Consider the following 23638-nt stretch of genomic DNA (forward strand, 5'->3'; position numbering starts at 1 on the left):
TTTGCAAGCCGGAGATAACCATGCGTCCAGCAGGCCGTAGCGCACATCAGGTGCGTCCAGTCACATTGACCCGCAATTACACTAAACACGCAGAAGGTTCCGTTCTGGTGGAATTCGGTGAAACCAAAGTGCTCTGCACTGCCACGGTGGATGAAGGTGTTCCGCGCTTCCTCAAAGGACAGGGACAGGGCTGGGTCACTGCCGAATATGGCATGTTGCCGCGTTCAACGCATAGCCGCATGGCACGTGAAGCCGCGAAAGGCAAACAGGGCGGCCGCACGCTGGAAATTCAGCGTCTGATCGCCCGTTCACTCCGCGCAGCCGTCGATCTTAAAGTGCTGGGTGAATATACCATTACGCTTGATTGCGACGTCATCCAGGCTGATGGTGGCACCCGTACCGCATCTATCACCGGCGCCTGCGTGGCACTGGCGGATGCACTAAACAAACTGGTTGGCAGCGGTAAGCTCAAAGCGAACCCGATGAAAGGGATGGTCGCGGCGGTATCTGTGGGCATCGTTAACGGTGAAGCCCTGTGTGACCTTGAATATGTTGAAGACTCCGCTGCTGAAACCGATATGAACGTCGTGATGATGGAAGACGGCCGTATGATCGAGGTGCAGGGCACGGCGGAAGGCGAACCTTTCAGCCATGAAGAGTTGCTGGCACTGCTGGCGCTGGCCCGCGGCGGCATCGAAGAGTTAATTCAGGCGCAAAAAGCGGCGTTGGAAAAATAAAGTAACAGGCGACCGCAGAGTCGCCTTTTTTTATCTGAGGAGTAAGACATGAAAGCCTGGCAGCGGCAGTTTATTGAATTCGCACTGAATAAGCAGGTGCTTAAATTTGGTGAGTTTACGTTAAAATCTGGTCGTAAAAGTCCCTATTTCTTTAATGCCGGTCTGTTTAACAGCGGGCAAGACTTAGCGCTGCTGGGGCGTTTCTATGCGCAGGCGTTAGTGGACAGCGGCGTGGATTTCGATTTGCTGTTCGGGCCCGCTTATAAAGGGATTCCTATTGCGACCACGACAGCGGTTGCCTTAGCCGATCATCATGACCGGGATGTGCCTTACTGCTTTAACCGTAAAGAGGCGAAAGATCACGGTGAGGGCGGTCTGCTGGTGGGAAGCCCGCTACAGGGTAAAGTTATGTTGGTCGATGACGTTATCACGGCAGGCACGGCAATCCGCGAGTCGATGGATATCATTAATGCCCATGATGCGAGTCTGGCTGGCGTCATGATTTCACTGGATCGTCAGGAGCGTGGCCGGGGAGAGCTTTCCGCTATTCAGGAAGTGGAACGTGACTATTCCTGCAAGGTTACCGCCATTATCACGCTCAACGACCTGATCGACTATCTGGCTGAAAAAACGCATATGGCCGATCATTTAGCGCAGGTGCGTGCGTATCAAAAAGCGTACGGCGTCTGATTACAGGCGGGCGCTGCCCGCCTGCCTGTTACACCAGCTGTGCCGCAATCAGCGGCCAGCGGGTGTCAAAGTCAGCGGTGGGACTAAAGCGGAACTCCGAGCGAACGTAACGCGACAGTAATCCTTCACACAGAGCCAGTAGCTGACTGGCTAATAATGCTTCATCGGTTTGAAAGCCTTCACCCTCTCGCATTTTCCGCTCACGCATCACCTGACGTAGCTGGACTTCAATGCGCTCAAACAGCTGGTTAATGCGCCCTTGTAAACGATCCTGTTCAAACATCAGCGCGTGACCCGTTAAAATACGTGTCAACCCCGGATTACGCTCACCAAACCCCAGAATCAGCTGCACAATAAGACGCAGGCGCGCCATTGTTTCTTTTTCATCTTTAAGAATGAGATTGATGCGGGTAATCAGACTGTCTTCAATAAATTCGATCAGGCTGTCAAACATCCGTGTTTTGCTGGGAAAATGACGATACAGCGCCGCTTCCGAAACACCGACGTTGGCCGCGAGCTTCGCGGTAGTGATTCGTTGGCTGCCATCGCTGGACTCAAGCATCTGCGCCAGCGCCTGCAAAATCTCTTCGCGACGATTCCGCTTTACGACTTTTTTTTCTGCCATGCCCTTAAAAACCCCTGAATTTCACCATAAACAGGCAACACCTACGCATCAGCCACAAGATAAACACCTATGGCGATGAGAAATAAAATGATGAGCGTAAGTGAAAATAGGTAGTGCTGGTTACTGACGACCTGAGTGACCGAAGCCGCCTTCACCGCGCAAGCTGGCATCAAACTCTTCTACCAGATTGAATTCGGCCTGAACGACAGGAACAAAAACCAGCTGGGCCATGCGGTCGCCCGGCTGTAGCGTAAAGCTTTCCTGACCCCGATTCCATACCGATACCATCAGTTGACCCTGATAATCGGCATCAATAAGCCCCACCAGGTTACCCAGTACGATGCCATGTTTATGGCCCAGTCCTGAGCGTGGGAGGATGACAGCAGCAAGGCTCGGATCGGCAATATGGATAGCCAGGCCAGTAGGGATTAATGTTGTAGTCCCGGGGGCGATTTCCATCACGTCATCAATACAGGCACGAAGATCTAACCCAGCGGAACCCGGTGTCGCATAGGTCGGCAATGGAAAATCTTTGCCGACGCGCGCATCCAGAATTTTAACGTCTATTTTTTTCATCATAACGGCTGACAATCTCGTCTATTAAAAGTTGACCAAGGAGTGACTTATCGCTGAGCGGTAAGGTCTTTTCTCCTTCCTGCCAAAAAAGGTGAAGAGCATTGGTGTCGCTATTGAACCCTTGTCCAGCTTTCGACACGTCGTTAGCACAGATCAGGTCCAGCTTTTTACGCGCGCGTTTTTTTCGGGCGTATTCTTCCACATTCTGGGTTTCAGCCGCAAATCCAACCACAAAAGGCCGGCCCTGCGTTAATGCGGCAACGCCCGCGACGATATCGGGATTTTTAATGAGCTGCAGGGTGACATTATCATCGTCATCCTGTTTCTTGATTTTCTCATCCGCAATGTCGGCTGCCCGGTAGTCTGCCACGGCTGCGCTTGCAATGAAAATATGTTGTTTATTTATCTCATCCATCACCGCAGACTGCATCTCCCGTGCCGACGTTACATCCACCCGCTTAACGCCCACGGGCGTTGCTAAGCTAACCGGGCCACTAATCAGTGTGACGCTGGCACCGCGTCTGGCGGCCGCGGCCGCAATGGCAAAACCCATTTTTCCTGAGCTGTGGTTGCTGATATAGCGCACGGGATCGAGGGCTTCACGAGTCGGGCCGGCGGTAATCATAATGTTGAGATGTTGCAGATCGTTGACGGGGCTGGCCCACTGAACCGCATGGTCAACGATAGCCAGTGGGTCGAGCATGCGGCCCGGCCCGACATCGCCGCATGCCTGGCTGCCGCTGTCAGGCCCCCAGATGAATACGCCGCGCGCCTGGAGCGTCGTCAGGTTCGTTTGCGTGATGGCGGCGCGGTACATCTGTTGATTCATCGCCGGCACAATCGCGACAGGCGACGCGGTAGCCAACACGGCGGTTGTCACTAAATCGTTCGCCATACCGGCTGTGACGCGCGCGATTAAATCCGCGGATGCGGGTGCCAGCAGAATCAGATCGGCCCATTTGGCCAGCTCAATATGGCCCATGGCGGCCTCTGCTGCCGGGTCGAGCAGATCGTCCATTACCGGGTAGCCCGATACGGCCTGGAGGCTGAGGGGCGTAATAAACGCTTTTGCTGCATGGGTCATCATCACGCGCACATCGGCACCGCGATCGCGCAGACGGCGCACCAGCTCGGGGGTTTTATAGGCTGCGATGCCACCGCTTACGCCTAAAAGCACTTTTTTACCGGCTAATCCCATCATGCAGTTGACCTCGTTTTCAGTTGCCGTACAGCCACGGCGGAATGGGCGAATTTTATCACAAAACCTTGCCGTCACCTGTTCAAAGGCTGCGTTTGCGAGAAGTGCCGAAGAATCACATTTGCTCACTGGTCGCGTGTTAACTGCCAGAGGATGATACAGGGGGCGACAGGGAGAGCAGCAATGAATCATTTTCTACCACGGGAAAAACTCAAGCGACTGGGCGCAGATGCATTAAGCGATGCAGAACTGCTGGCCATCTTTTTACGTACGGGTTCAAGAGGCGTACCGGTGATGAAGCTGGCGCAGCAGATGTTGCAAGAGCTGGGGTCGCTTTACAACATCGTGAACGCCAGTGCGGAGGATTTCAAAGGAATCAAAGGGGCGGGGGAAATTAAGCTAATTCAGCTACGTGCCGTTGCTGAGCTGGCTAAACGGTTTTTCGCCAGCCAGTTGGCCCGTGAAAATACCCTCGACAGCCCGCTTGCGACACGCCAGTATCTGCAAACGCTGTTAGCAGAGCAGGAACGTGAGATTTTCATCGTGATGTTTCTGGATAATCAACACAGGGTGATAACCGCCCGGCAAATGTTCTCAGGCTCGATTAACAGTGTGGAAGTGCATCCGCGCGAAATTGTGCGCGAGGCGCTTAAAATTAATGCCGCAGCGTTAATCATCGCACACAATCATCCGTCAGGAAGAGCCGAACCGAGTCAGGCTGACCGCGACATTACCGTTAAAATCTGCGAAGCTTGTCGGCTGGTCAATATTCGCGTGCTCGATCATTTAGTGATTGGACGGGGTGAATCGGTCTCATTTACCGAGCGGGGATGGCTCTGAGCCTGAAAATCTGGTCCAGGTGGCGGATTTTTACACGATCATTCGGGATCTTTATCTGTTCGGGACTTGAGCACTTGGGCCGAGCGGCGTATACTACGCCACCTTTGAGAATCTCGGGTTTGGCGGTTAGGCCAGCTTAGCGGGTTCCATGGAACTCGCCTGGCGGGCTGTAAGCCTGACGAGGCGGCCAAAACCTAATTTTTAAAGCTCGAGCTGATTTGATTTTTGGAGAATAGACATGTCACGAGTCTGCCAGGTAACTGGAAAGCGTCCGGTGACCGGTAACAACCGTTCCCACGCAATGAACGCGACGAAACGCCGTTTCCTTCCGAACCTGCACTCACACCGTTTTTGGGTTGAGAGCGAGAAGCGCTTCGTTACTCTGCGTGTATCTGTAAAAGGTATGCGTATTATTGATAAAAAGGGCATTGATACGGTGTTAGCCGACATGCGTGCCCGTGGTGAGAAGTACTAAGAGTACTAAGGAACTGAATCATGGCTAAAGGTATTCGTGAGAAGATCAAGCTGGTTTCCTCTGCTGGTACAGGTCACTTCTATACCACCACGAAGAACAAACGTACTAAACCAGAGAAACTTGAACTGAAAAAGTTCGATCCGGTTGTACGTCAGCATGTGATCTACAAAGAAGCCAAAATTAAGTAATTTTGGTTTTCTGCAAAAAACCCGGCTCAGGCCGGGTTTTTTGTTTGTGTAATGCGCAGGGGAGAGGTTATGCCTGAGTTGCCAGAGGTAGAAACCAGCCGACGCGGCATTGAGCCACATCTGGTTGGTCAGACAATTCTTCACGCAGTCGTGCGCAATGCGCGTTTGCGTTGGCCAGTGTCACAAGAAATCCTGGCGTTAAGCGATCAGCCTGTGCTGAGCGTTCAACGTCGTGCCAAATACCTTTTACTCGAATTGCCGCACGGCTGGATTATTATCCACCTGGGTATGTCAGGCAGTTTACGTGTCCTTTCAGAAGAGTTGCCCGCAGCCAAACACGATCATGTCGACCTGGTCATGAGCAACGGTAAAGTCCTGCGCTATACCGATCCCCGGCGTTTTGGCGCCTGGCTGTGGAGCAGCGACCTGGCCGGCAGTAGCGTACTGGCACACCTCGGCCCAGAGCCGCTGAGTGAAGCGTTCAGTGGTGACTATCTGTTTGAAAAATCCCGCGGAAAGCGAACGGTGATTAAGCAGTGGCTAATGGACAATAAAATTGTCGTTGGCGTGGGTAACATCTATGCGAGTGAGTCACTGTTTACGGCAGGGATCATTCCTGATCGACCCGCAATGAGCCTTTCCCATGAAGATGCGGCGATATTAGCGAATACCATCAAAGCGGTACTGCTGCGCTCAATCGAGCAGGGCGGAACAACATTACGCGACTTTTTACAAAGTGATGGCAAACCGGGCTATTTTGCACAAGAGCTACAGGTTTATGGTCGCGCGGGAGAGCCCTGCAGAGCATGTGGCACACCGATTGTCAGTGGCAAGCATGGGCAACGCAGTACTTACTGGTGCCCCAACTGTCAACACTAAGGCAGTTTTGCCAGCAGAGCCTGGTGGACAGGCGCGGGCAGGAAGGCCGAGACGTCGCCGCCGTGCCGCGCCACTTCTTTTACCAGGGTAGAAGAGATAAAAGAAAAGTTTTCCGATGGCATCAAAAACACACTTTCCAGCGTCGGCAGCAAATGCCGGTTCATACGCGCCAGCTGTGTCTCATATTCAAAATCCGACACGGCACGCAATCCGCGCACCAGAATGTTTGCCTGCTGAGTGCGGGCAAAGTTCGCCATCAGATCGCTGAAACCTGTCACCTCAACGTTCGCCAGATGCGCGGTCGCCTGACGCGCCAGCGCAACTCTTTCATCAAGCGTGAATAAGGGCTTTTTGCTCGGGCTGGCGGCAATGGCTACGACCAGTCGGTCAAACATCTGCGCAGCACGCGTCACAATATCGATGTGGCCTAATGTGATGGGATCGAAGGTGCCTGGATAAATAGCTTTCGTGGTCATGTGCGCCCTTTCGCCGAAGCATGTGTCAGCGCCCATAGCGCTGCATATTTGTTGAAGGTGTACTGGGCATTGACGACCGCCAGCAGCCAACCCTGTTTACCATCAAGAAAGCCGGCACGCAGCAGCAGCGTTTTCGCGAAGGCGCCGAGCGCATGACTGAAGACCGAAAACAGGCTGCAGGTTTTTCCGCGCTGAAATCGTTCCTGTGCCCAGGCCTCCGCATAGGCCAGCTGCTTACGCTGGAAAGCCATCAGGTTACGACAGGTCAGGTGTTGTAAATCGCCTTTGAGGGCCTGCACGGAGGCGCCTTCGGTGTTGAGTGACTCATGCACGCTGTTATCGTTATAGCTTAACGTACGTGGGTAAAGACGCATCACTCGATCAGGGTACCAGCCGCTGTGGCGCATGAATCGCCCCAAAAAAAGATTACTGCGGCTGAAGCTGTAAACGGTGTCGCCTGGCGGGGCCTCGAGCACCCGTTCAATGGCCTGACGTAACTCTGGCGTGACTCGCTCATCGGCGTCGATCATTAAAATCATGTCGCAACTGGCAAAACTCTGCGCCCGCTGGCGCTGTTTGCCGTAGCCCTGCCATTCCGTCGCCTGAAAAACCTGCGCGCCTGCTGCCCGGGCCAGCGCCATCGTGTCGTCTGTGCTGCCAGAATCCAGCACGATAATCTCATCGGCCCAGCTCACTGATGCAAGACAGTCGGGCAGCAGCTCTGCTTCATTTTTGGCAATCATAACGACTGAAAGGCGTTGGCGAGTGGATGTCATTAATGGGCTCGTGGCGGCAGGTGTGGTTCAAGTAACTGCAGCAAACGCTGAAGGGCGCCCTGGTTTTGATGCAGCACTTCTACGGCATGGCGTCCGTAGTAGCGACGATAATCATCGTCCTGCAGCAGGTTCGTCACCTCTTTTACCAGCGATGCGACATCAGTAACGGTAATCAGCCCCTGTGCCTGTTGCAGCTTGCTACAAATATCTTTGAAGTTCCAGGTATGGGGGCCCATAAGCACAGGAATAGCATGAGCGGCGGGTTCGAGCGGGTTATGACCACCGCGCTCAACCAGGCTGCCGCCAACAAAGGCCAGATCGGCAATGCCATACAGCAACATCAGTTCACCCATCGAGTCGCCAATCACAACCTGCGTTGAGCCGGATGGGATTTCACCGCTGCTGCGCAGGGTAAAACTGAAGTTGCGCTTCTGCGTCAGCTCTCGGGCATCGTTAAAACGCTCCGGGTGACGCGGCACCAGAATCAGCAGCAAATCCGGAAAGGTTTGTAATAAGCGACGGTGCGTATCCAACAGGATAGCTTCCTCACCCTCATGAGTGCTGGTGGCAATCCAGACAGGGCGACGGGGTGCCCATTGCCGGCGTAGCGTTACTGCTCTTGCGGCCAGCTCGGGCGTAACAGAAATATCAAACTTCAGGCTGCCGGTAACCGACAGATGCGAGCGCTTCAGGCCGAGTTGCACAAACCGCTCACCGTCCTCGGCGTTTTGTGCGGCGATCAGCGTGATACTTTGTAAGAGATTACGCATGAACTTGCCAAGCTTGCGATAGCCTTTAGCCGATCGTTCGGAAAGTCGGGCATTAGCAATCACCAGGGGAATATGGCGCTGGTGCAGGATACGAATGATGTTAGGCCACAGCTCGGTTTCCATAATGATCACCAGGCGTGGATTGACCGTATCAAGAAAGCGATTGATGGCGTTGGGGAGATCGTAAGGCAAATAAACATGATGCACATCTTTGCCAAAAGCAGAGAGCGCACGTTCAGAACCGGTTGGCGTCATGGTTGTGACGGTGATAGGTAGCGTTGGATAGCGATGACGTAGCGCGCGCACCAACGGCACTGCCGCCAGGGTTTCGCCCACGGAAACCGAGTGTAAAACGATGCCTTCAGGCTTCACTTTTCCGGCGCAATAGCCATAACGCTCTGCCCAACGTTTACGGTAGGCAGGAGCTTTACGACCGCGCAGCCACAGGCGCAGCCAAATAAGTGGCTGAATGAGATAAAGCAATGCGGTGTAAATGGTCGTCATAGTTACCGTTATGACACGTTGGCGTCAAAAAAGCAGATTAAAGTCAGAATACAGCATCTTATCAGAAACAGCATAATCACTCATCCCACATCATGCGTGGCGACTCAGGACCTGCTGATAGAGCCTGTTCAGTGAATGTGCCAGGTTTTGCGGCGTGTAAGGTTCAATCCTGCGTCTTGCTGCTTCGCCCATTCTGCCGTCAACGGTTAAAGCAGAAAGGGCATTAATGGCCTGATTGAGTCCTTTTACATCCAGCGCATCACGAACAAACCCTTCCTGACCTTCGCGAATAAATTCAGCGCCGCCACACCCGGTGCTGGTGATCACCGGCAACCCGCAGGCCATGGCTTCCAGCACCACGTTGGGAAAAGGATCGTAAAGGGTGGGCAGAAGCAATCCATCAGCAGCATGGTAATAGGGCTGCACATCCTGCTGTACGCCGACAAAACGAAGCCGCTCACTGCAGTGAAGCTGACTGGCTAACTGCTGATAACGTTTTGCCTGTTTGTCCTGGCCGACCACGATCAGATAGCGGTTACTTTTGGCCAGCGCTTCAATGGCGGCTTTGAGGCCCTTACGTTCAAATCCCGAACCCACATAGATCAGAACAGTCGCGTTAGCGGGCAGGTTCAGCTGTGTCCGAACCGCATGGCGGGCGGCCTCTGTCGCAGGTTGAAAGCGCGTTGAATCAATGGCGTTGTGAATGACATGTATTTTGTCAGCCTGCAGTGCGAAGCAGCGCAGGATGTCTTTTTTTACCATCTCAGAATTACATATCACCGCTTTCAGTGCGGGGGAGTTAAACATATCGGCTTCTGCCTGCAGAACATAGCGATGATATGGGCTGAGGCTGGCGCTAAGACGCTGCAGGGGCGAAACAATACGTGCCCGTTGTTCAAGCCAGACACGATGAACGCCATCGCCTGCCCGAAAGATGTCACAACCAGCGATACGCTCATGGCTTTGAACAATATCGAACTTTTCACGTTCCCAGCAGGCCCGCGCCGCGTGGGCAAAACCGCGTTCACGTGAAACCCGTCCCAGTTTCCCTGGATTGCAGATATGCAGGTGCCAGTCCGGGTTGGGCTTTCCTTCCCAGCTTCGGGTGATGATATTGAGATCCAGTTTTTCGCTACCCAGGGCTTCCAGCGCGCGTGAAATAAAGCGTTCGGCCCCGCCATCAGGGCGGTATTTCTGCCGGACAATCGCCAGGCGTAACTTACTCATTTAGATAGCTCCTTGCTGCGGTAACGACATCCTCAACCGGGATAACGGACAAGTAACGTTGTTCGGTACGAGTATCAATGGAATCCGGAGAAGGAAGGGGGCCATAGTCACCAGCCCAGATGACCCGATTGTTGTCACCCCAGGGGCGCCAGTGCTGCAGTTTTGTCGGGCCGAAAAGCGCAATGCAGGGCGTGTCGAGCGCGGCGGCCATGTGCATCGGGGCTGAGTCAACGCCGATAAAGAGCTGAGCGCAAGCAATCAGTGCAGCCAGTTGTGGCAGAGAGAGTTTGCCTGCCAGCGAGATAACATGCGGAGACTGGCACTGCGCCAGAATCCGCTCAACCATCGCCAGCTCACTATCATCCGGTCCTGCTGTCAGGATGACTTTTCGGTCGGCTTGAGCCAGCTGGTCGATAGTGGCTGCAACCTTGTCTTCCTCCCAGCATTTGAACTGCCAGCGGGAGGTAGGCTGCAGCACGATATAAGGGGGCTTCACCTGCTGCTGAAGCAGCATATTCTGCACTTTTAACGCATCGTCCGGGCTGAAGTGCATCGAGGCTCTGGCACCGTCGGCTGAAATCTGCAGCGGTGACAGAGCGGAAAGATTCTGTTCAACCGTATGTAAGCGCTCATGATTTTCTGTGGTAACCAAATGATTGTGGCACCCGCGCCAGAAGGCGTTATCACGCTTTTTAAACGCGAATCCAATGCGTACCGGCGCACCAGATAGTCCGGTGAGAATGGCACTGCGCCACTGATCGGCAAGGTTAATCACCAAATCGTAATGACAGGCTCGCACCGCTGAGACCAGTGCGACTTCATGGCGAAACGTCTGCCAGCCACCTTCCTTTTTCCAGTTTCGATCGATGATGTGCAGATGACGGACAGAAGGATGTGCTTCCAGCATGGGCCGGGTTTCTTTGTAGAGCAGGACATCAATGCTGGCCTGCGGATAATGCTGATGCAAAGCATTGATGACAGGCGTAGTCAGCAGCATGTCGCCGTGATGACGTAGTTTGATTAACAGAATTTTTTTGGGTGCAAACTGGACTGGAATCGGGCTTGTCATACTCAAATGCTCTCAGAATTCAGTGAGCCGATTGTAGGGCAAACCCTTTTGAGGTTAAAGCAAGTGACGCCGCTTATTTCCTGCGCCAGTAATAAATTCGACCCAGCCATAGCAGCAGGTGATACCACTGTTTTACACCGCGCGCATTACGCAGCATACGCGTGTGTGTCTGGGTCGCGAAGATATCGGCAATCATCGCCTGTCGCGCTGATTCGTCCGGTTCGCGTCGGATACTGTGACAGACGCTCAGGGCTTCGTAAGTAATCTGATAGTGAAAGGCCGGATAAATTTTTACCTTATGGCGATAGCGGCTGTTAATTGACTCCAGCATTTGCGCAATTTTCAGATAGTGACGCTGATATTCAACGTTACGCAGGCCGGTCCGCTTGCGGTTGCTGATTGAAGCATCGTGCAGATAGTAGCGATACAGCTGTTTATCGGTATAGCGCGCGCGTTTTACATTCAGCATGAACTCTGTGGTCCACGGAATATCCTGATGGTGCAGGCCGGGTTCAAAATTTAGCTTCAGTTTTTCAATCAGTTCGCGTCGGTAAATACCGAGCCAGACAACATGTTTATAGCGATGAGTCTTCAGCGCCTTGTTAAGCCACTCAGGGCCGCTAAGGACGGATGTGCTTGAGAGTCGTTCAGGCGGTATCAACGGCTGGGTTTCATTGCTAGCCTGGAAAAACCATTCGGCATTGCATTGCGCCACATCGAGATCGTCTGCCTCTGCCATATCGACCAGTGTCTGATACATCTCTGGCTTCATGGTGTCATCAGCGTCTGGAAAGGTTACGTACTTACCGGATGCAACAGCCAGCCCGGCATTGCGTGCACGTGATACACCACCATTAGGTTGGTGAATGACCCGGATATGAGGATGACGTTGTGCGTAGTCATCCGCCCTCTCACCCGAGCCGTCAGTCGATCCATCATCGACAAGGATGATTTCCAGAGATGTCAGCGTCTGAGCCAGTAAAGACTGAATAAATGTCTCAAACATGGCACCAGCGTTAAACATTGGTGTGATTATCGATAGTAAAGGCGAATTTTGTGACACAGCAGCATAACTTCAAGTGAAAAGAGACGGATTTCCGCCGACATTATTACGAATGCCGATAGAACTTTTTGTGCATTTAGGGTCAAACCTTGATATGTAGCAGAAATTTATTTTTTCGCAACTTTATGGCGTGTGTACGCTCCAGTCCGGTCAGGTACGTATAACCAGGTACAATATGAAAAATATCCTCGTCATAAGGCGCGACAACATTGGTGATATGGTTTGTACCACACCGTTACTGGAAGGCATAAAGACAGCCTTTCCCGAAGCTAAACTGACGCTGTTGGTAAATAAAGTGGCGCAGGATGTGATACTGCATAACCCCCATGTCGATGCGCTTCATGTCTATAAGAAAGCCAAGCACCGTGGCAAGAACGAGACCGCAATTGGCGTTTACTGGCACCGTTTAAAGATCTTTTGGGCTTTACGTAAAACGAAGTTTGATGCGGCGTTACTGGCGAACCCGGTTCCCTGTAAATACAGCCTTCGCCTCGCGCGTATGGCGGGCGCAACCCACATCATTGGCGCTGGCGAAGCCGATAACGGGCTGACAAGAGTCTTTGGCAGAGACGATTTTTCTGGCAACCACCAAGTCGAACACACTTACTCGTATCTCTCAGCGCTCACTGCTCATTTGCCCGTCGTTCCCCCCGTCAGAGTCTATTTAACCCCACGAGAGCATGAACAGGCTAAAACGCATGTGCATTCACTGTTTACGGTATCGGGTCAGACATACGGTATACACATCAGTAGTCGCAGCCCAAAGCGCCGCTGGGATATAGAAAAGTATGCTGTTTTTATTCGTCATCTGTTAGAAGATGCGCAAGCCCGTGTGCTGATCTTTTGGTCGCCGCAGGGAGCGCTGGGGCCGGATGATCGGGGTGATGACGCCCGAGCCGAGCAACTCATGCAACTGGTCAATTCTTCACGAGTGGCGGCTTACACTACCACATCAGTGCGTGATCTAATGGCGGGTTTTAGTTGTTGTGACCAAATTCTGTGTAGCGATGGTGGCCAAATGCATATCGCGGCGGGTTTGCATAAAAAGCAGGTGGTGTTTTTTGGCGATACGGATGCGCCTGGGTGGCATCCATGGTCTGGTGAGTACAGGATTTTGCAGACACCTTCTGGTGAATGTAACGACGTTACTCCTCAAGAGGTGATGAGTGCGTGGCTGCAGCTTAAGGACATCTCTTGAGTGGCTACTACGTGACACGCTCAATTATTTTCCGAAAATTTCTGGCTAAACGATGTCAATTACCTGAAGAACAACGCTTAAAACGTGCCGTTCCCTTGATCTGCTTATCGGTTCATGGGAACGACTGATTGATGCTATGAGCGGTCAACATGCATTCATTTGGACGCTCGGAAATCTGCCAACTGCAAGTATCGCTGACAGATAACGGAGAGGCTGTAGATACTCAGGTCAAGTTGATGCAAATCAGGCGGGTTATCGTAAATCTCTCGCATCTTTTCCGCCAGTGAGGTTGCATTCATCTCAGACAGCCCGCGACTCAGGTCACCCGTCAAAATACTCGCGGGCCCGCCGGGGCAACGTGTACTCACTACAGGTGTTCCGCAGCTCATTGCTTCGATCAAAACATTGCCAAAGCCTTCACTGTCAGAACTCAAAATCAACATCCGTGCATGATGTATCCAGGGATAGGGATTACGCTGAAAGCCTTCAAAGCGCACGCGATCTGAAACGCCCAGCTGTTCCGATAAACGATACAGTTTTTCTTTCATAGCAGGACTGCCCTGTCCCAGTAAGATTAAAGGAGCCTGAATGCCACTTTGCGCATAAGCTTCCAACAGGCGGTCATGGCGTTTAGTTTCATGGAAACGGCCAACATGAACAAGGAAATCCTCACCTGCCAGTGGGCAGGGTTCCAGTGAGAGCCTTTTGATTTCATTGAAATCAAAAGGGTTAAAGATAACATCCGTTCGCGATGCTTTTACGCCAATATGGTTGATCAAGTCATCAAGAGCATATTGGGAAACCGCGATCACCTGGCGATGGCGATAGACATGACGTATTTTCTGTCGCTTGAGCCATAATGAAAAACCCGATTTGCGAGCGAGATAAGAGGCAGAAAAAATGCCATGAATGCAATACCAGGTCCTGAGCGGATCGAGAGCACGCGAAGAAGACACTATTCGGTCCGTTTTATGCAGATGAGACAGCACAAGATCAAATTTGCCTTGGCGGGTTTCACTGTAACGGACGGCTTTATCCAGGAGCGCGGCGCGACGAGATGTTTCGGTAAGCTTACGCCATGGACTGCGACAACGGTCTTCAATCACCTGGTAATCAAGCCCTGACGGAAGGGAATAATCACAGACGTTACGCAAAGAAAAAAGTGATACCTGATGTCCACTGTTAATCAGGCCCTGTGCCAGGGTCAGTACTACTTTTTCAGCGCCGCCACCAGGCAGCCCGTCTATTATCATCAAAATACGCTTGGACAAATTATCACCTCAAAGACGCCGCCAGCACTGTGAATGGCCTAAAGCATAAAGCGCACGGCAGTAAACTCGCCATAACAGAGCAAAATAGTGGGGATCTAACGCAGTTTTTCAATAGGGAAAACACCACAACGCTATTTTATTCAAGGCGTTACAAAATAAAGGCCCCGCTGACTACGGGAATTATCTTAGGTTATCAGGCCATTGATGACTACGAATAAAAACCAAACCAATTGCAATTATATTTTTGCGCGGAATGACTACCCTGCGTAACATAGTCAGGATAATCTCTACCGATTATTGGATAAGTCATGGATAAACCGGCATTTTTAATCACTCTCGATACGGAAGGTGACAACCTCTGGCGCAACCGCAGCGGCAATGTCACCACACATAATGTCCGCTTTCTACCGCGTTTTCAGTCGCTTTGCGAGAAATACGCGTTCAAACCGACGTGGCTTACTAATTATGAAATGGCTTGCGATCCGGCTTATGTCGAGTTCGGACGAGATCTTCTTGAGCGTAATCAGGGTGAAATAGGCATGCATTTACATGCCTGGTACAGCCCTCCTGACTATGCACTTACGGAGGATGACTGGCGTTACCAGCCTTATTTGATCGAATATCCAGAGTCGATACTGCACGATAAGGTCGCCTATATGACCGACCTGCTTGAAACGGCATTTGAAACTAAAATGCGTAGTCACCGTGCAGGCCGCTGGGCCTTCAATGAAGTTTATGCACGTGCATTGATCGATCATGGCTATCTGGTCGACTGCTCTGTGACGCCGCGCGTGGACTGGCGTAGTTCTCCCGGTGCTCCCCAGGGGAAAGGCGGTACAGATTACCGCCATTTTCCTGACCAGGCCTACTATGTCGACATCAACGATATTTCCAAGCCTGGCAGCTCAACCTTACTGGAATTGCCGATGAGCATTCAGTACCGGCATGGCATGTTGAAAAACCAGTTTAAAAAAGTCTGGGACAACGTCAGGGGTAAGTCGAGAGGACCTCGGGTAAACTGGCTGCGGCCTGTGGGCGGGAATCTGGCGCAAATGAAGCATGTCGTTGAGCAAACGCTGTCGCAGGGAAACGACTATGTTGAATTTATGCTGCATTCATCGGAGTTTATGCCTGACGGCAGCCCGACGTTTAAAAACGACGCAGACATTGACCGTCTTTACGATGATTTAGAGCAGCTGTTCAGCTGGCTTCAGGAACGTACCCAGGGTATGACCTTGACCGAATATGCCCTGAAGAAAAAAACGGCACTCGGTGCCGTCACTGATTCGCTTCAGGAACAGATTTGCGGGCCTTAAATCGCAACCACGAAAAAAGCGTGTCGACTTCGGGATAGCGCATTTGCCAAAACTTTTTTGTTTTGCAATGGCCCCTACAAAGGCGTGCGGCTGACTTAATGGCCAGCCTGGTTTGTTTATCGTAATGATAATAACCAAAAACCGCTTTCGACATGCTTTTCACTTCATTAAAGCAGTTCACTATCATCCCTGCAGCCAGTCGACGCAGCTCAGTGTCAGACTGTGCCATTGCACACATTTTATTCATGGCGAATAGCATGTCCTCAATGTCACTCATACGGACATTCCGTGTGATGCCCTGCTGATTATCGCGGTAGTAGTAGAGCGTATTTTCAAGATGAGCGATACGCTGTGTTTTGAGATATTGAAATGGCGTAAAGATAACGTCTTCGTAACGTCTGCCGACTTCAAAAGCCTCACCTTCCAGCAGACTGTTTCTGTATATGCGGTTCCATAAATGCCACATCGATCGGATAAAAAGCGGACGCAGACAATTCAGCCCCTGAACGGAAAAATCGTAAGCGACACGTTGAGGCAATTCGTTTTCTGATGCTTCAGGGGGCGTGTTTTCAAAGCGTGCGTAGTTAAAATCAATCAGATCGTCTTGATCGGAGAGTAATAACGGTCGGATAACTGATAGATAATTTTTACTGAGTAGATCATCAGCGTCCAAAAAGGTAATAAATTTTCCTTTAGCTTTTGACAGGCCAACATTGCGGGTTGCGGCAACCCCCTGGTTAGCCTGCTGAATGAATTCAACACAAGCTGAAGGATAAGTCTTGAGAAATTCTTTCACACGCTGGGCTGAAAGGTCTGTCGACCCATCATCGATAATGATGACCTGAATATCAGGGTCAATTTGGGTAAACAAGGATGTCAGACAGGGAACGATATAATCCTGACTATTGTATAAAGGAATAATGATGCTTAGCAGCCAGTCACGCGTTTGCATTACTTCGCTTCCTGTAATACAGACGGTGTTTTAACTAATAAGCCACTGATGATGACGGCCAGACAATAGATGAGGGTTCCCTCAGTGCTGAAAAATATCACGTCGCTCAGGCCATAGGTGATCAAAGATACTGTGACTGCGAAGAGTGCGGGATTGCGGTAAGGCGTGAATGCGCTGCGTAATAAGCAAAGATATAAACCTGCCAACGCTAACAGACCCACAATGCCCTTAATCGAGAACGTTTCCATCAGTTCATTGTGCATATGAACGGTAAGGTAGGTTAATGCCCCATAAAGCGAAGGTTCTTGTGCAACAATCACTTTTGCTTCTGCCGCTCGTTGCTCTGCAGACTCTCCCCACAGGGCTTCAGAGCCCGTGCGAAATGCAACGGTTTGCATGCTTAAGCGTGAGATGATTGAGTTTTCTCCCGTTTGCTCATGCATGTGCGCAATATCCTGATTGAACTGCTGTATACGCATAGTGATGACTTTATGAAAAAGTGCAGCGCTGAGCAGGAGCATGATGGGGACCAGGGTGAACAGAATAATTTTGTGACGACGATTAATCACATGTGTGCTCATGAGTACAATCATTAAAGCCAACACGGGATAAGCCAGCATAGCTGCACGGGTTCCAGTCAACAGAATGGAAGCATAGGTAAAGGCGAAAGCTGCCAAAAAAAGCAACACTCTGTGGCGGGTTCTTAAAAGTAATACGGCTTTAATGAATATCAGATTAACTGCGGTAATGATGTAGGCAGCAACCGTTGCTCGATCAAAATTCAGCTCTACACGCGCTATGTGTAAGAAAACCCCCTGATAAATGGCATAGCTATTTACCGCAAGCCCGCAAGCAAGGGCTGCCAGCACGGTATTTTTTTGTAGCGCTATCTTTGTATTAAGCATCGCCAGTAGAACAAACGCTGCGGCGATTTGTAATCGTCCGGTTGATTGGTACTGCCGGTACAGACTAATGAAATCGCCAGGTTGTTTATACATGGCTGTCCAGATAATGCTGATGATCCCGACAGCAAAAAACGCACAAGGGAGAATCAGGTTTTTTTTGTCAGCAATGTAAAATCTGAGATGAAAAACGATGACCAGAAAAGCCAGATAGCTGGAAAGATAAAAAACGTTCCTGCCAAAGGCCCATCCAAATGGCGAAGTAATAAAAGCGATAGCACATCCGATAAAAATAAGCTGGCTGAAAAAGTTGGCAGGCGCTTCTTTTTTAAAGATTAAATGATTTAGTTTCATTTTTTAATTATAACGTCCTTTAAAGCATCGTTGAATTCTGTCTTAAACAGCGCATAGTCGAAATGTTCTACTGTCCAGGCTTTGGCAGCTTCACTAAATCGCTGATACGTTTCAGGCACCGACAAGACTTCAACCGCGTTGGCGCAATCAATATGTGAAACCAGCCTGGCTTCTTCCATAACATCATGGACAGGTTCGTAGACCTGATAGGGGAAATCAACGCGTATACCAGTTAATTTCTCATGCTCATCAATTGTAACGGAGGGGGGTAATCCAATGCCACACTGCTGATGACCAACGACTTCAGGTTGGCCGTCAATCATGGGGAAAATAACCGGTACACCAAAATAAAGCGCTTCCATACAGGAAAGGCCAAATGGCTCAGTGACAGGTGTACTGAGATAGATATCTGTGCGATTAAAAAAGGCGCTCATATCATGCTGAAAACCGCTGAAGGTAACAAACTGACTAATATTCAAATGCTCAGCAAGCGCCACGAAGGCGTCATGATCGGGCCCTTTTCCCGCAATTTCCAACTCAACGTTGTGTCCACGTTGGCGTAATTCTTTAAGCGTTAAAAGTCCTACGCTAATGCCTTTCAGGCTAACCTGGCGAGATGCCGTTCCTAGCCTGAGCGGATTTTTTAGCGTTCTGATTGCGGAATTTATCCCCTGCGGCAACATGATTCGGTTTATCACGACGTGATGCGGGCAAGGTAGGTTGAAGCGGTGATGCATCACCCGGTTTGACGCGTATGAGGCTGAAATCACGCCGTCCAGCATTGCCATAAAGTTAAGCGTTTTTTTATTTTTTGGATAACGCCATGAGCAGCCATGATCGTAATAGACCAGAGCAGCCCGCCTGGGTTTTGCTGGCAGTCCTGGAATTAAATCCCAAACCACTATTACATCGGCATCACTTGCCTCAATGCGTTTTTTTAGCAAATATTTCCGAAGAAATTGCGGGACTTTATATTTCAGGCCATTTACCCAACGATTGGCAAAGGTGATTTTTTGTTGAGGAATGTGACGACGAATATCATCGTCTATCTCATTACTGATGCATATCACATCATCATTTCCGTCAGAAAAATCATTGATGTACTGCAGGAACAGGCGTTCAACACCACCCATTTTTTCAAGGTTAATGATGTGGAGTTTCTTCATACAAGAATCTCAAAGACCATATCTGCGACGTCCTTAGCGCTAATGTCTGCTAATTTGCTGCCCTCTGCAGGCCGCAAAACATACTGATTTTGCCCATAACCCCCAATCAAACCCGGATCGGTGGGGCCATATAACGTGATATTGGGCCTGTCTAGTGCGGCGGTCAGATGGCTCAGCCCTGTATCTACCGACACTACGGCATCTGCGCCTGCCAACTGCTGTGCTACGGCTTCAAGAGAAAGCTTAGGCAAGACTTCTACGTGCTCAAAACCTTCAGCCAGACGCAGCGCACGCTGATGTTCATGTTCAGCGCCCCACGGCAGCTTTACACGCAAGCCCGCTGGCCGGACACGTTCAATCAACTCTCGCCAGTGAGATTCTGGCCAGTGCTTGTTATCACGGGTAGTGGCATGAAGAAATACCAGATAAGGGCTCTCATGCTGTGATAAGGGCTTCAGAAAATGGCTGGCAATTGCATAATCCCCCTGAGACGGGGGTTTATCGTAACCCAGACTTTTAGCAAACAGCTCACGCGTCCTCTCGACTGCATGTTGTTGCTTGCTGATCTCGTGTTTTTTGTCGTACCACCAGCTGGCGAAAGGTTCTCTCGCACTACGATTGTCCAGGCCGTGCTTAACGCCTTTAGCCAGACGAGTCACAAGCGCGGCGCTCTTAATCAGCCCCTGAGCGTCGATCACGATGTCGTAGTCACGAGACTGAAGCTCACGCTTGAAACGCACGCGCTCTTCACGCTGCAGGCTGCCAAACCAGTGTTTACGCCAGCGTCGAATGGCGACAGGCAGAACCTTATCCACTGCCGGATGCCAGGTCGGGATTTGTGCAAAATTTTCTTCCACCACCCAGTCAAAGCGTATTCCGGGCAGGGCATTCATGGCATCGGTGAGTGCTGGCAGCGTATGCAGGACGTCTCCCATGGAGGAGGTTTTGACGATCAGGACGTGCATGTCCCCTCCTGGACTTCGCGCAACAACGTGCTCAATGTTTCATGAACCTGTGCGGGCTGAATATCGATAAGACTTTGGTGATAGCCCTGCCCGGCATCGCCTTTGCGTACACGATGATAGCCGCTAATTAAACGGAGAATACGTGCCCGGTCAGACAGAGGTGGCGTAAAGTCAGGGCTGCTGGGACCATATAAGGCGACAAGCGGTCGGTTTAACGCTGCGGCAATATGCATCAGGCCCGAATCATTACTGACCACTGCGTGGCACTGAGCCAGCAGAATAACAGCCTGTTCCAGCTGCGTTTCGCCAGCCAGATTGCGGCAATGTGCACGGCTCGCTTCCGGTAGCGAAGACAGGATTTCTTCACCGGTGGAATGATCTTTAGCCGAGCCAAACAGCAGAATCTGATAACCCTCACTGATTAACTGCTGGGCAAGCGTCGCATAGTGAAAATGCGGCCAGCGTTTTGCCGGCCCAAACTCTGCACCGGGACAAAAACCAATCGTCGGCCGCTCGGGAGTCAGCTGAAACTGCGCGGACGTCTCACTTTTTTCCTGTTCACTGACCTGTAGCTGAGGCGTTAGCAGGGGTTGCGGCAGTTCCCGCGCTGAGCGGACTGGTGAGTCATAAGCCAGAGCCACATAGCGCTCAACCATCAGCGGAAACGCGGCTTTATCCAGTACCCGACAATCGTTTAACAGGCCGTAACGCATTTCTCCGCGCCAGCCAATACGGCGCTTGATCCCGGCAAAAAAGGGAACCAGCGCTGATTTAAAAGAGTTGGGTAAAACATAAGCGCGGTCATAATGGCTGGCCTGGAGCGATTTGCCCAGCCGACGGCGCTCGCCAAGCGCTAACGCGCCATGACCCAGCGGCATCGCCAGCGCCTGATTCACTTCAGGCATCCGTGAAAGTAAAGGACGGCACCACGCAGGTGCCATCACATCAATCACTGCGTCAGGATGTTCGGCCTTGAGGGTACGATAGAGACTTTGCGACATCATCATATCGCCGACCCACGACGGGCCGATCACCAGAATTTTCATTACCGGTATCTATTCCTTTAGACGTTGCGATTTAACCAAACCATATATTCAGAAACGCCCTGTGCCACGGTCTTAAACGGTTTGTCGTAACCCGCTGCGCGTAAATTAGACAGGTCGGCCTGCGTGTAAGCCTGGTAGCGGCCTTTCAGCTTGTCAGGGAAAGGAATGTACTCAATCTGGCCTTTCTGGTGAAAATTAAGCACCGCATCTGCCACTTCCTGGAAGGATTCGGCGCGGCCTGTTCCGCAGTTATAGATGCCGGAAATCCCATTCTCCCAGCACCACAGATTCACCGACACCACATCATCGACATGAATAAAATCACGTTTAAAGCCGTCGCTGCCTTCAAACAGCTTTGGATTTTCATCATTGCTAATCTGCGTGTTTAAATGAAACGCCACGCTTGCCATGCTGCCTTTATGACTTTCACGCGGGCCGTAAACGTTAAAGTAGCGAAAGCCGCATACCGGCGAGGAGGCTTCAGGCAGGATCTGACGCACGTAGTGGTCGAACAGCATTTTTGAATAGCCGTAGACATTCAGTGGCTGTTCGTACTGGCGCTCTTCAATGAAATTCTCATTGCGTCCACCATAGGTGGCGGCAGAAGAAGCGTAAAGGAACGGAATTTCACGCTCAAGACAGAAGTGCAGCAGATCTTTAGAGTACTGATAGTTATTATCCATCATGTACTTACCGTCCCACTCGGTGGTGGCTGAGCAGGCACCTTCGTGAAAAACGGCTTCAATCGGACCAAGATCTTCGCCTGACATGATATAGGTCAGGAATTCTTCTTTATCCATGTAATCAGCGATATCCAGATCGGCCAGATTCACGAACTTGGTGCCATCTTTAAGGTTATCCACGACCAGAATGTCGTTGTGACCGCGATCGTTCAGCGTTTTGACAATATTGCTGCCGATCATTCCTGCGCCACCGGTTACGATAATCATACTGTTACCTTTAAAGTTTTGAGTTGAAACGGGACATTTCACACGTAATGCCTACATCATAACATTTCATCCCGCTCCAGACAGCCAGATGACTCTGTAAGGTCCTGCACATCCAACAGAATGGCGTGAACTATGCTGCAAAATTAACATTCTTTTGGTCGATTAAGCGTAGAAAGGCGATATGTTCAGTAATATTTGCCAGATTTCCACCTTATCAGGAGCAGGATAATGCCAGCGCATTTTTACCAACATATCCGGCAGCAACTCGACGCCGCCCAGCGTGAAGGTTTATTCAAAAAAGAACGTATTATTACCTCCGCACAGCAGGCAGAAATTGAGGTCGGGCCTGATCGTCCCGTAATTAACTTTTGCGCGAATAACTACCTGGGGTTGGCCAACCACCCAGCCTTAATTCAGGCAGCCAAAGAGGGCATGGATTCGCACGGTTTTGGCATGGCATCCGTGCGTTTTATCTGCGGTACCCAGGATATACACAAACAGCTGGAAAAAAAGCTCGCCGATTTTCTGGGAATGGAGGACGCCATTCTTTACTCCTCCTGTTTTGACGCCAACGGCGGGCTGTTTGAAACCTTACTGGGCGCGGAAGATGCCATCATCTCTGATGCACTCAATCATGCATCGATTATTGATGGTGTACGCCTGTGTAAAGCACAGCGCTATCGTTACGCTAACAATGATATGGCGCAACTGCGCGACCGCCTGAAGGAAGCCAGGGATAACGGGGCGAAGACCATTATGATTGCCACGGACGGCGTGTTCTCAATGGACGGCGTGATCGCCAATCTGAACGCCATTTGCGATCTTGCAGACGACTATTCCGCACTTGTCATGGTCGATGATTCCCATGCGGTTGGCTTTGTCGGAAGTACCGGTCGCGGAACGCATGAGTATTGCGACGTCATGGGCCGGGTCGACATTATCACCGGCACGCTGGGCAAGGCGCTGGGCGGCGCATCAGGCGGTTACACTGCTGCTAAAGCAGAGGTGGTGGAATGGCTGCGTCAGCGCTCACGGCCTTATCTGTTCTCTAACTCGCTGGCACCGGCAATTGTCGCGGCTTCTCTTCGCGTGCTGGATTTATTAAGCGAAGGCGACGGTTTGCGTCAGCGTTTGTGGGACAACGCACGTTTCTTCCGCGAAAAAATGACATCGGCAGGTTTTACGCTGGCCGGCGCCGATCATGCCATCATTCCGGTCATGCTGGGAGAAGCCAGCGTCGCGCAGGAATTTGCTCAGTTGTTACAACAGGAAGGCATCTATGTCACCGGGTTTTTCTATCCGGTTGTGCCAAAAGGTCAGGCACGCATCCGAACCCAAATTTCAGCAGCGCACAGCCAGCAGCAACTCGAAAAGGCGGTGGCAGCTTTCACGCGCATTGGTAAACAACTTGGCGTCATTGCCTGA

Annotated in this window: 25 protein-coding genes; 9 read left to right on the forward strand and 16 right to left on the reverse strand. The window is 51.1% G+C overall.

Translation table 11 applies throughout. The features are described from left to right. The first annotated feature begins 20 nt into the window (after positions 1–20). A complete protein-coding gene (gene rph / locus NXS97_RS13495; RefSeq protein ID WP_116220169.1) occupies positions 21–737 on the forward strand; it encodes a ribonuclease PH in 717 nt (238 codons plus the stop codon). A gap of 48 nt (positions 738–785) precedes the next feature. Beyond that, on the forward strand, positions 786–1427 hold the full coding sequence (gene pyrE / locus NXS97_RS13500) for an orotate phosphoribosyltransferase (RefSeq protein ID WP_116220170.1): 642 nt from the start codon (positions 786–788) through the stop codon (positions 1425–1427). 28 nt (positions 1428–1455) lie between these two features. Here the strand turns inward: pyrE and slmA are convergent, their stop codons facing one another. The 3 genes from slmA to coaBC all read right to left on the reverse strand — a co-directional run bounded on the left by slmA (position 1456) and on the right by coaBC (position 3829). Beyond that, positions 1456–2052 carry a nucleoid occlusion factor SlmA gene (gene slmA, locus NXS97_RS13505; protein WP_013027741.1) on the reverse strand — a complete coding sequence of 199 codons (597 nt, stop codon included), beginning with the start codon at positions 2050–2052 and terminating at the stop codon, positions 1456–1458. Positions 2053–2172: 120 nt separating this feature from the next. Then, complete coding sequence (dut, locus tag NXS97_RS13510) at positions 2173–2631, reverse strand: dUTP diphosphatase (RefSeq protein ID WP_014333008.1); 459 nt, start codon at positions 2629–2631, stop codon at positions 2173–2175. Next, complete coding sequence (gene coaBC, locus NXS97_RS13515) at positions 2609–3829, reverse strand: bifunctional phosphopantothenoylcysteine decarboxylase/phosphopantothenate--cysteine ligase CoaBC (protein ID WP_014604740.1); 1221 nt, start codon at positions 3827–3829, stop codon at positions 2609–2611. The genes dut and coaBC overlap by 23 nt, the downstream gene beginning before the upstream one ends. A 150-nt stretch (positions 3830–3979) precedes the next feature. Between coaBC and radC the strand changes: the two genes are divergently transcribed. From radC to mutM, 4 genes are all read left to right on the forward strand, one after another. Further along, the gene (gene radC / locus NXS97_RS13520; RefSeq protein ID WP_013027738.1) at positions 3980–4666 is read left to right on the forward strand and encodes a DNA repair protein RadC; all 687 of its coding nucleotides are present in this window, start codon (positions 3980–3982) and stop codon (positions 4664–4666) included. 238 nt (positions 4667–4904) lie between these two features. Next, positions 4905–5141 (forward strand): 50S ribosomal protein L28, encoded by a 237-nt coding sequence (rpmB, locus tag NXS97_RS13525; RefSeq protein ID WP_006121249.1) that lies wholly within the window; start codon positions 4905–4907, stop codon positions 5139–5141. A 20-nt stretch (positions 5142–5161) separates the two neighbouring features. Continuing rightward, positions 5162–5329 (forward strand): 50S ribosomal protein L33, encoded by a 168-nt coding sequence (gene rpmG / locus NXS97_RS13530; RefSeq protein WP_001051798.1) that lies wholly within the window; start codon positions 5162–5164, stop codon positions 5327–5329. 69 nt (positions 5330–5398) lie between these two features. Continuing rightward, positions 5399–6208: a bifunctional DNA-formamidopyrimidine glycosylase/DNA-(apurinic or apyrimidinic site) lyase gene (gene mutM / locus NXS97_RS13535; RefSeq protein WP_019105393.1), complete on the forward strand. Its 810-nt coding sequence runs from the start codon at positions 5399–5401 to the stop codon at positions 6206–6208. Here mutM and coaD read toward each other — a convergent pair. The 6 genes from coaD to NXS97_RS13565 all read right to left on the reverse strand — a co-directional run bounded on the left by coaD (position 6205) and on the right by NXS97_RS13565 (position 12093). Continuing rightward, on the reverse strand, positions 6205–6684 hold the full coding sequence (coaD, locus tag NXS97_RS13540) for a pantetheine-phosphate adenylyltransferase (protein WP_014604743.1): 480 nt from the start codon (positions 6682–6684) through the stop codon (positions 6205–6207). The two genes, mutM and coaD, sit on opposite strands and share 4 nt — an antisense overlap. Continuing rightward, on the reverse strand, positions 6681–7460 hold the full coding sequence (locus NXS97_RS13545; RefSeq protein WP_015699302.1) for a glycosyltransferase family 2 protein: 780 nt from the start codon (positions 7458–7460) through the stop codon (positions 6681–6683). The genes coaD and NXS97_RS13545 overlap by 4 nt, the downstream gene beginning before the upstream one ends. Continuing rightward, positions 7460–8734, reverse strand: a complete 1275-nt coding sequence (waaA, locus tag NXS97_RS13550; RefSeq protein WP_013027734.1) for a lipid IV(A) 3-deoxy-D-manno-octulosonic acid transferase — start codon at positions 8732–8734, stop codon at positions 7460–7462. The genes NXS97_RS13545 and waaA overlap by 1 nt, the downstream gene beginning before the upstream one ends. 90 nt (positions 8735–8824) lie before the next feature. Then, positions 8825–9961, reverse strand: a complete 1137-nt coding sequence (locus NXS97_RS13555; RefSeq protein WP_013027733.1) for a glycosyltransferase family 4 protein — start codon at positions 9959–9961, stop codon at positions 8825–8827. Beyond that, positions 9954–11030 (reverse strand): putative lipopolysaccharide heptosyltransferase III, encoded by a 1077-nt coding sequence (gene rfaQ, locus NXS97_RS13560; RefSeq protein WP_019105394.1) that lies wholly within the window; start codon positions 11028–11030, stop codon positions 9954–9956. The genes NXS97_RS13555 and rfaQ overlap by 8 nt, the downstream gene beginning before the upstream one ends. A 73-nt stretch (positions 11031–11103) precedes the next feature. After that, the gene (locus tag NXS97_RS13565) at positions 11104–12093 is read right to left on the reverse strand and encodes a glycosyltransferase (protein ID WP_013027731.1); all 990 of its coding nucleotides are present in this window, start codon (positions 12091–12093) and stop codon (positions 11104–11106) included. A gap of 175 nt (positions 12094–12268) precedes the next feature. On the opposite strand from NXS97_RS13565, the gene NXS97_RS13570 reads away from it, so the two are divergent. Continuing rightward, positions 12269–13291, forward strand: a complete 1023-nt coding sequence (locus NXS97_RS13570; protein WP_041457864.1) for a glycosyltransferase family 9 protein — start codon at positions 12269–12271, stop codon at positions 13289–13291. A 155-nt stretch (positions 13292–13446) separates the two neighbouring features. Here NXS97_RS13570 and NXS97_RS13575 read toward each other — a convergent pair whose 3' ends face one another. Further along, on the reverse strand, positions 13447–14544 hold the full coding sequence (locus NXS97_RS13575) for a glycosyltransferase (RefSeq protein WP_014594900.1): 1098 nt from the start codon (positions 14542–14544) through the stop codon (positions 13447–13449). Positions 14545–14870: 326 nt separating this feature from the next. On the opposite strand from NXS97_RS13575, the gene NXS97_RS13580 reads away from it, so the two are divergent. Next, positions 14871–15878, forward strand: coding sequence for a deacetylase (locus tag NXS97_RS13580; RefSeq protein ID WP_013027728.1), 1008 nt, complete (start codon positions 14871–14873; stop codon positions 15876–15878). Here NXS97_RS13580 and NXS97_RS13585 read toward each other — a convergent pair. Genes NXS97_RS13585 through rfaD form a run of 6 tightly spaced genes read right to left on the reverse strand, consistent with a single transcriptional unit; the run spans position 15841 to position 22213 of the window. Beyond that, positions 15841–16830: a glycosyltransferase gene (locus NXS97_RS13585; RefSeq protein ID WP_013027727.1), complete on the reverse strand. Its 990-nt coding sequence runs from the start codon at positions 16828–16830 to the stop codon at positions 15841–15843. The two genes, NXS97_RS13580 and NXS97_RS13585, sit on opposite strands and share 38 nt — an antisense overlap. Beyond that, positions 16830–18086 carry an O-antigen ligase gene (locus tag NXS97_RS13590; RefSeq protein WP_022622380.1) on the reverse strand — a complete coding sequence of 419 codons (1257 nt, stop codon included), beginning with the start codon at positions 18084–18086 and terminating at the stop codon, positions 16830–16832. Before NXS97_RS13590 ends, NXS97_RS13585 begins: the two co-directional genes overlap by 1 nt. After that, on the reverse strand, positions 18083–19252 hold the full coding sequence (locus tag NXS97_RS13595) for a glycosyltransferase family 4 protein (RefSeq protein WP_105079238.1): 1170 nt from the start codon (positions 19250–19252) through the stop codon (positions 18083–18085). Before NXS97_RS13595 ends, NXS97_RS13590 begins: the two co-directional genes overlap by 4 nt. Beyond that, entirely contained in the window at positions 19249–20217 is a 969-nt protein-coding gene (rfaC, locus tag NXS97_RS13600) for a lipopolysaccharide heptosyltransferase RfaC (RefSeq protein ID WP_116220171.1), read from the reverse strand. Before rfaC ends, NXS97_RS13595 begins: the two co-directional genes overlap by 4 nt. Further along, entirely contained in the window at positions 20205–21263 is a 1059-nt protein-coding gene (rfaF, locus tag NXS97_RS13605; RefSeq protein WP_014604755.1) for an ADP-heptose--LPS heptosyltransferase RfaF, read from the reverse strand. The genes rfaC and rfaF overlap by 13 nt, the downstream gene beginning before the upstream one ends. Positions 21264–21280: 17 nt before the next feature. Continuing rightward, entirely contained in the window at positions 21281–22213 is a 933-nt protein-coding gene (gene rfaD / locus NXS97_RS13610; protein WP_014604756.1) for an ADP-glyceromanno-heptose 6-epimerase, read from the reverse strand. A 228-nt stretch (positions 22214–22441) separates the two neighbouring features. Here rfaD and kbl point away from each other — a divergent pair, with 228 nt between their 5' ends. Next, positions 22442–23638, forward strand: a complete 1197-nt coding sequence (gene kbl, locus NXS97_RS13615) for a glycine C-acetyltransferase (RefSeq protein WP_105077796.1) — start codon at positions 22442–22444, stop codon at positions 23636–23638.

The sequence above is a fragment of the Pantoea sp. B623 genome, assembly GCF_024814475.1.
Lineage (GTDB): Bacteria > Pseudomonadota > Gammaproteobacteria > Enterobacterales > Enterobacteriaceae > Pantoea > Pantoea ananatis.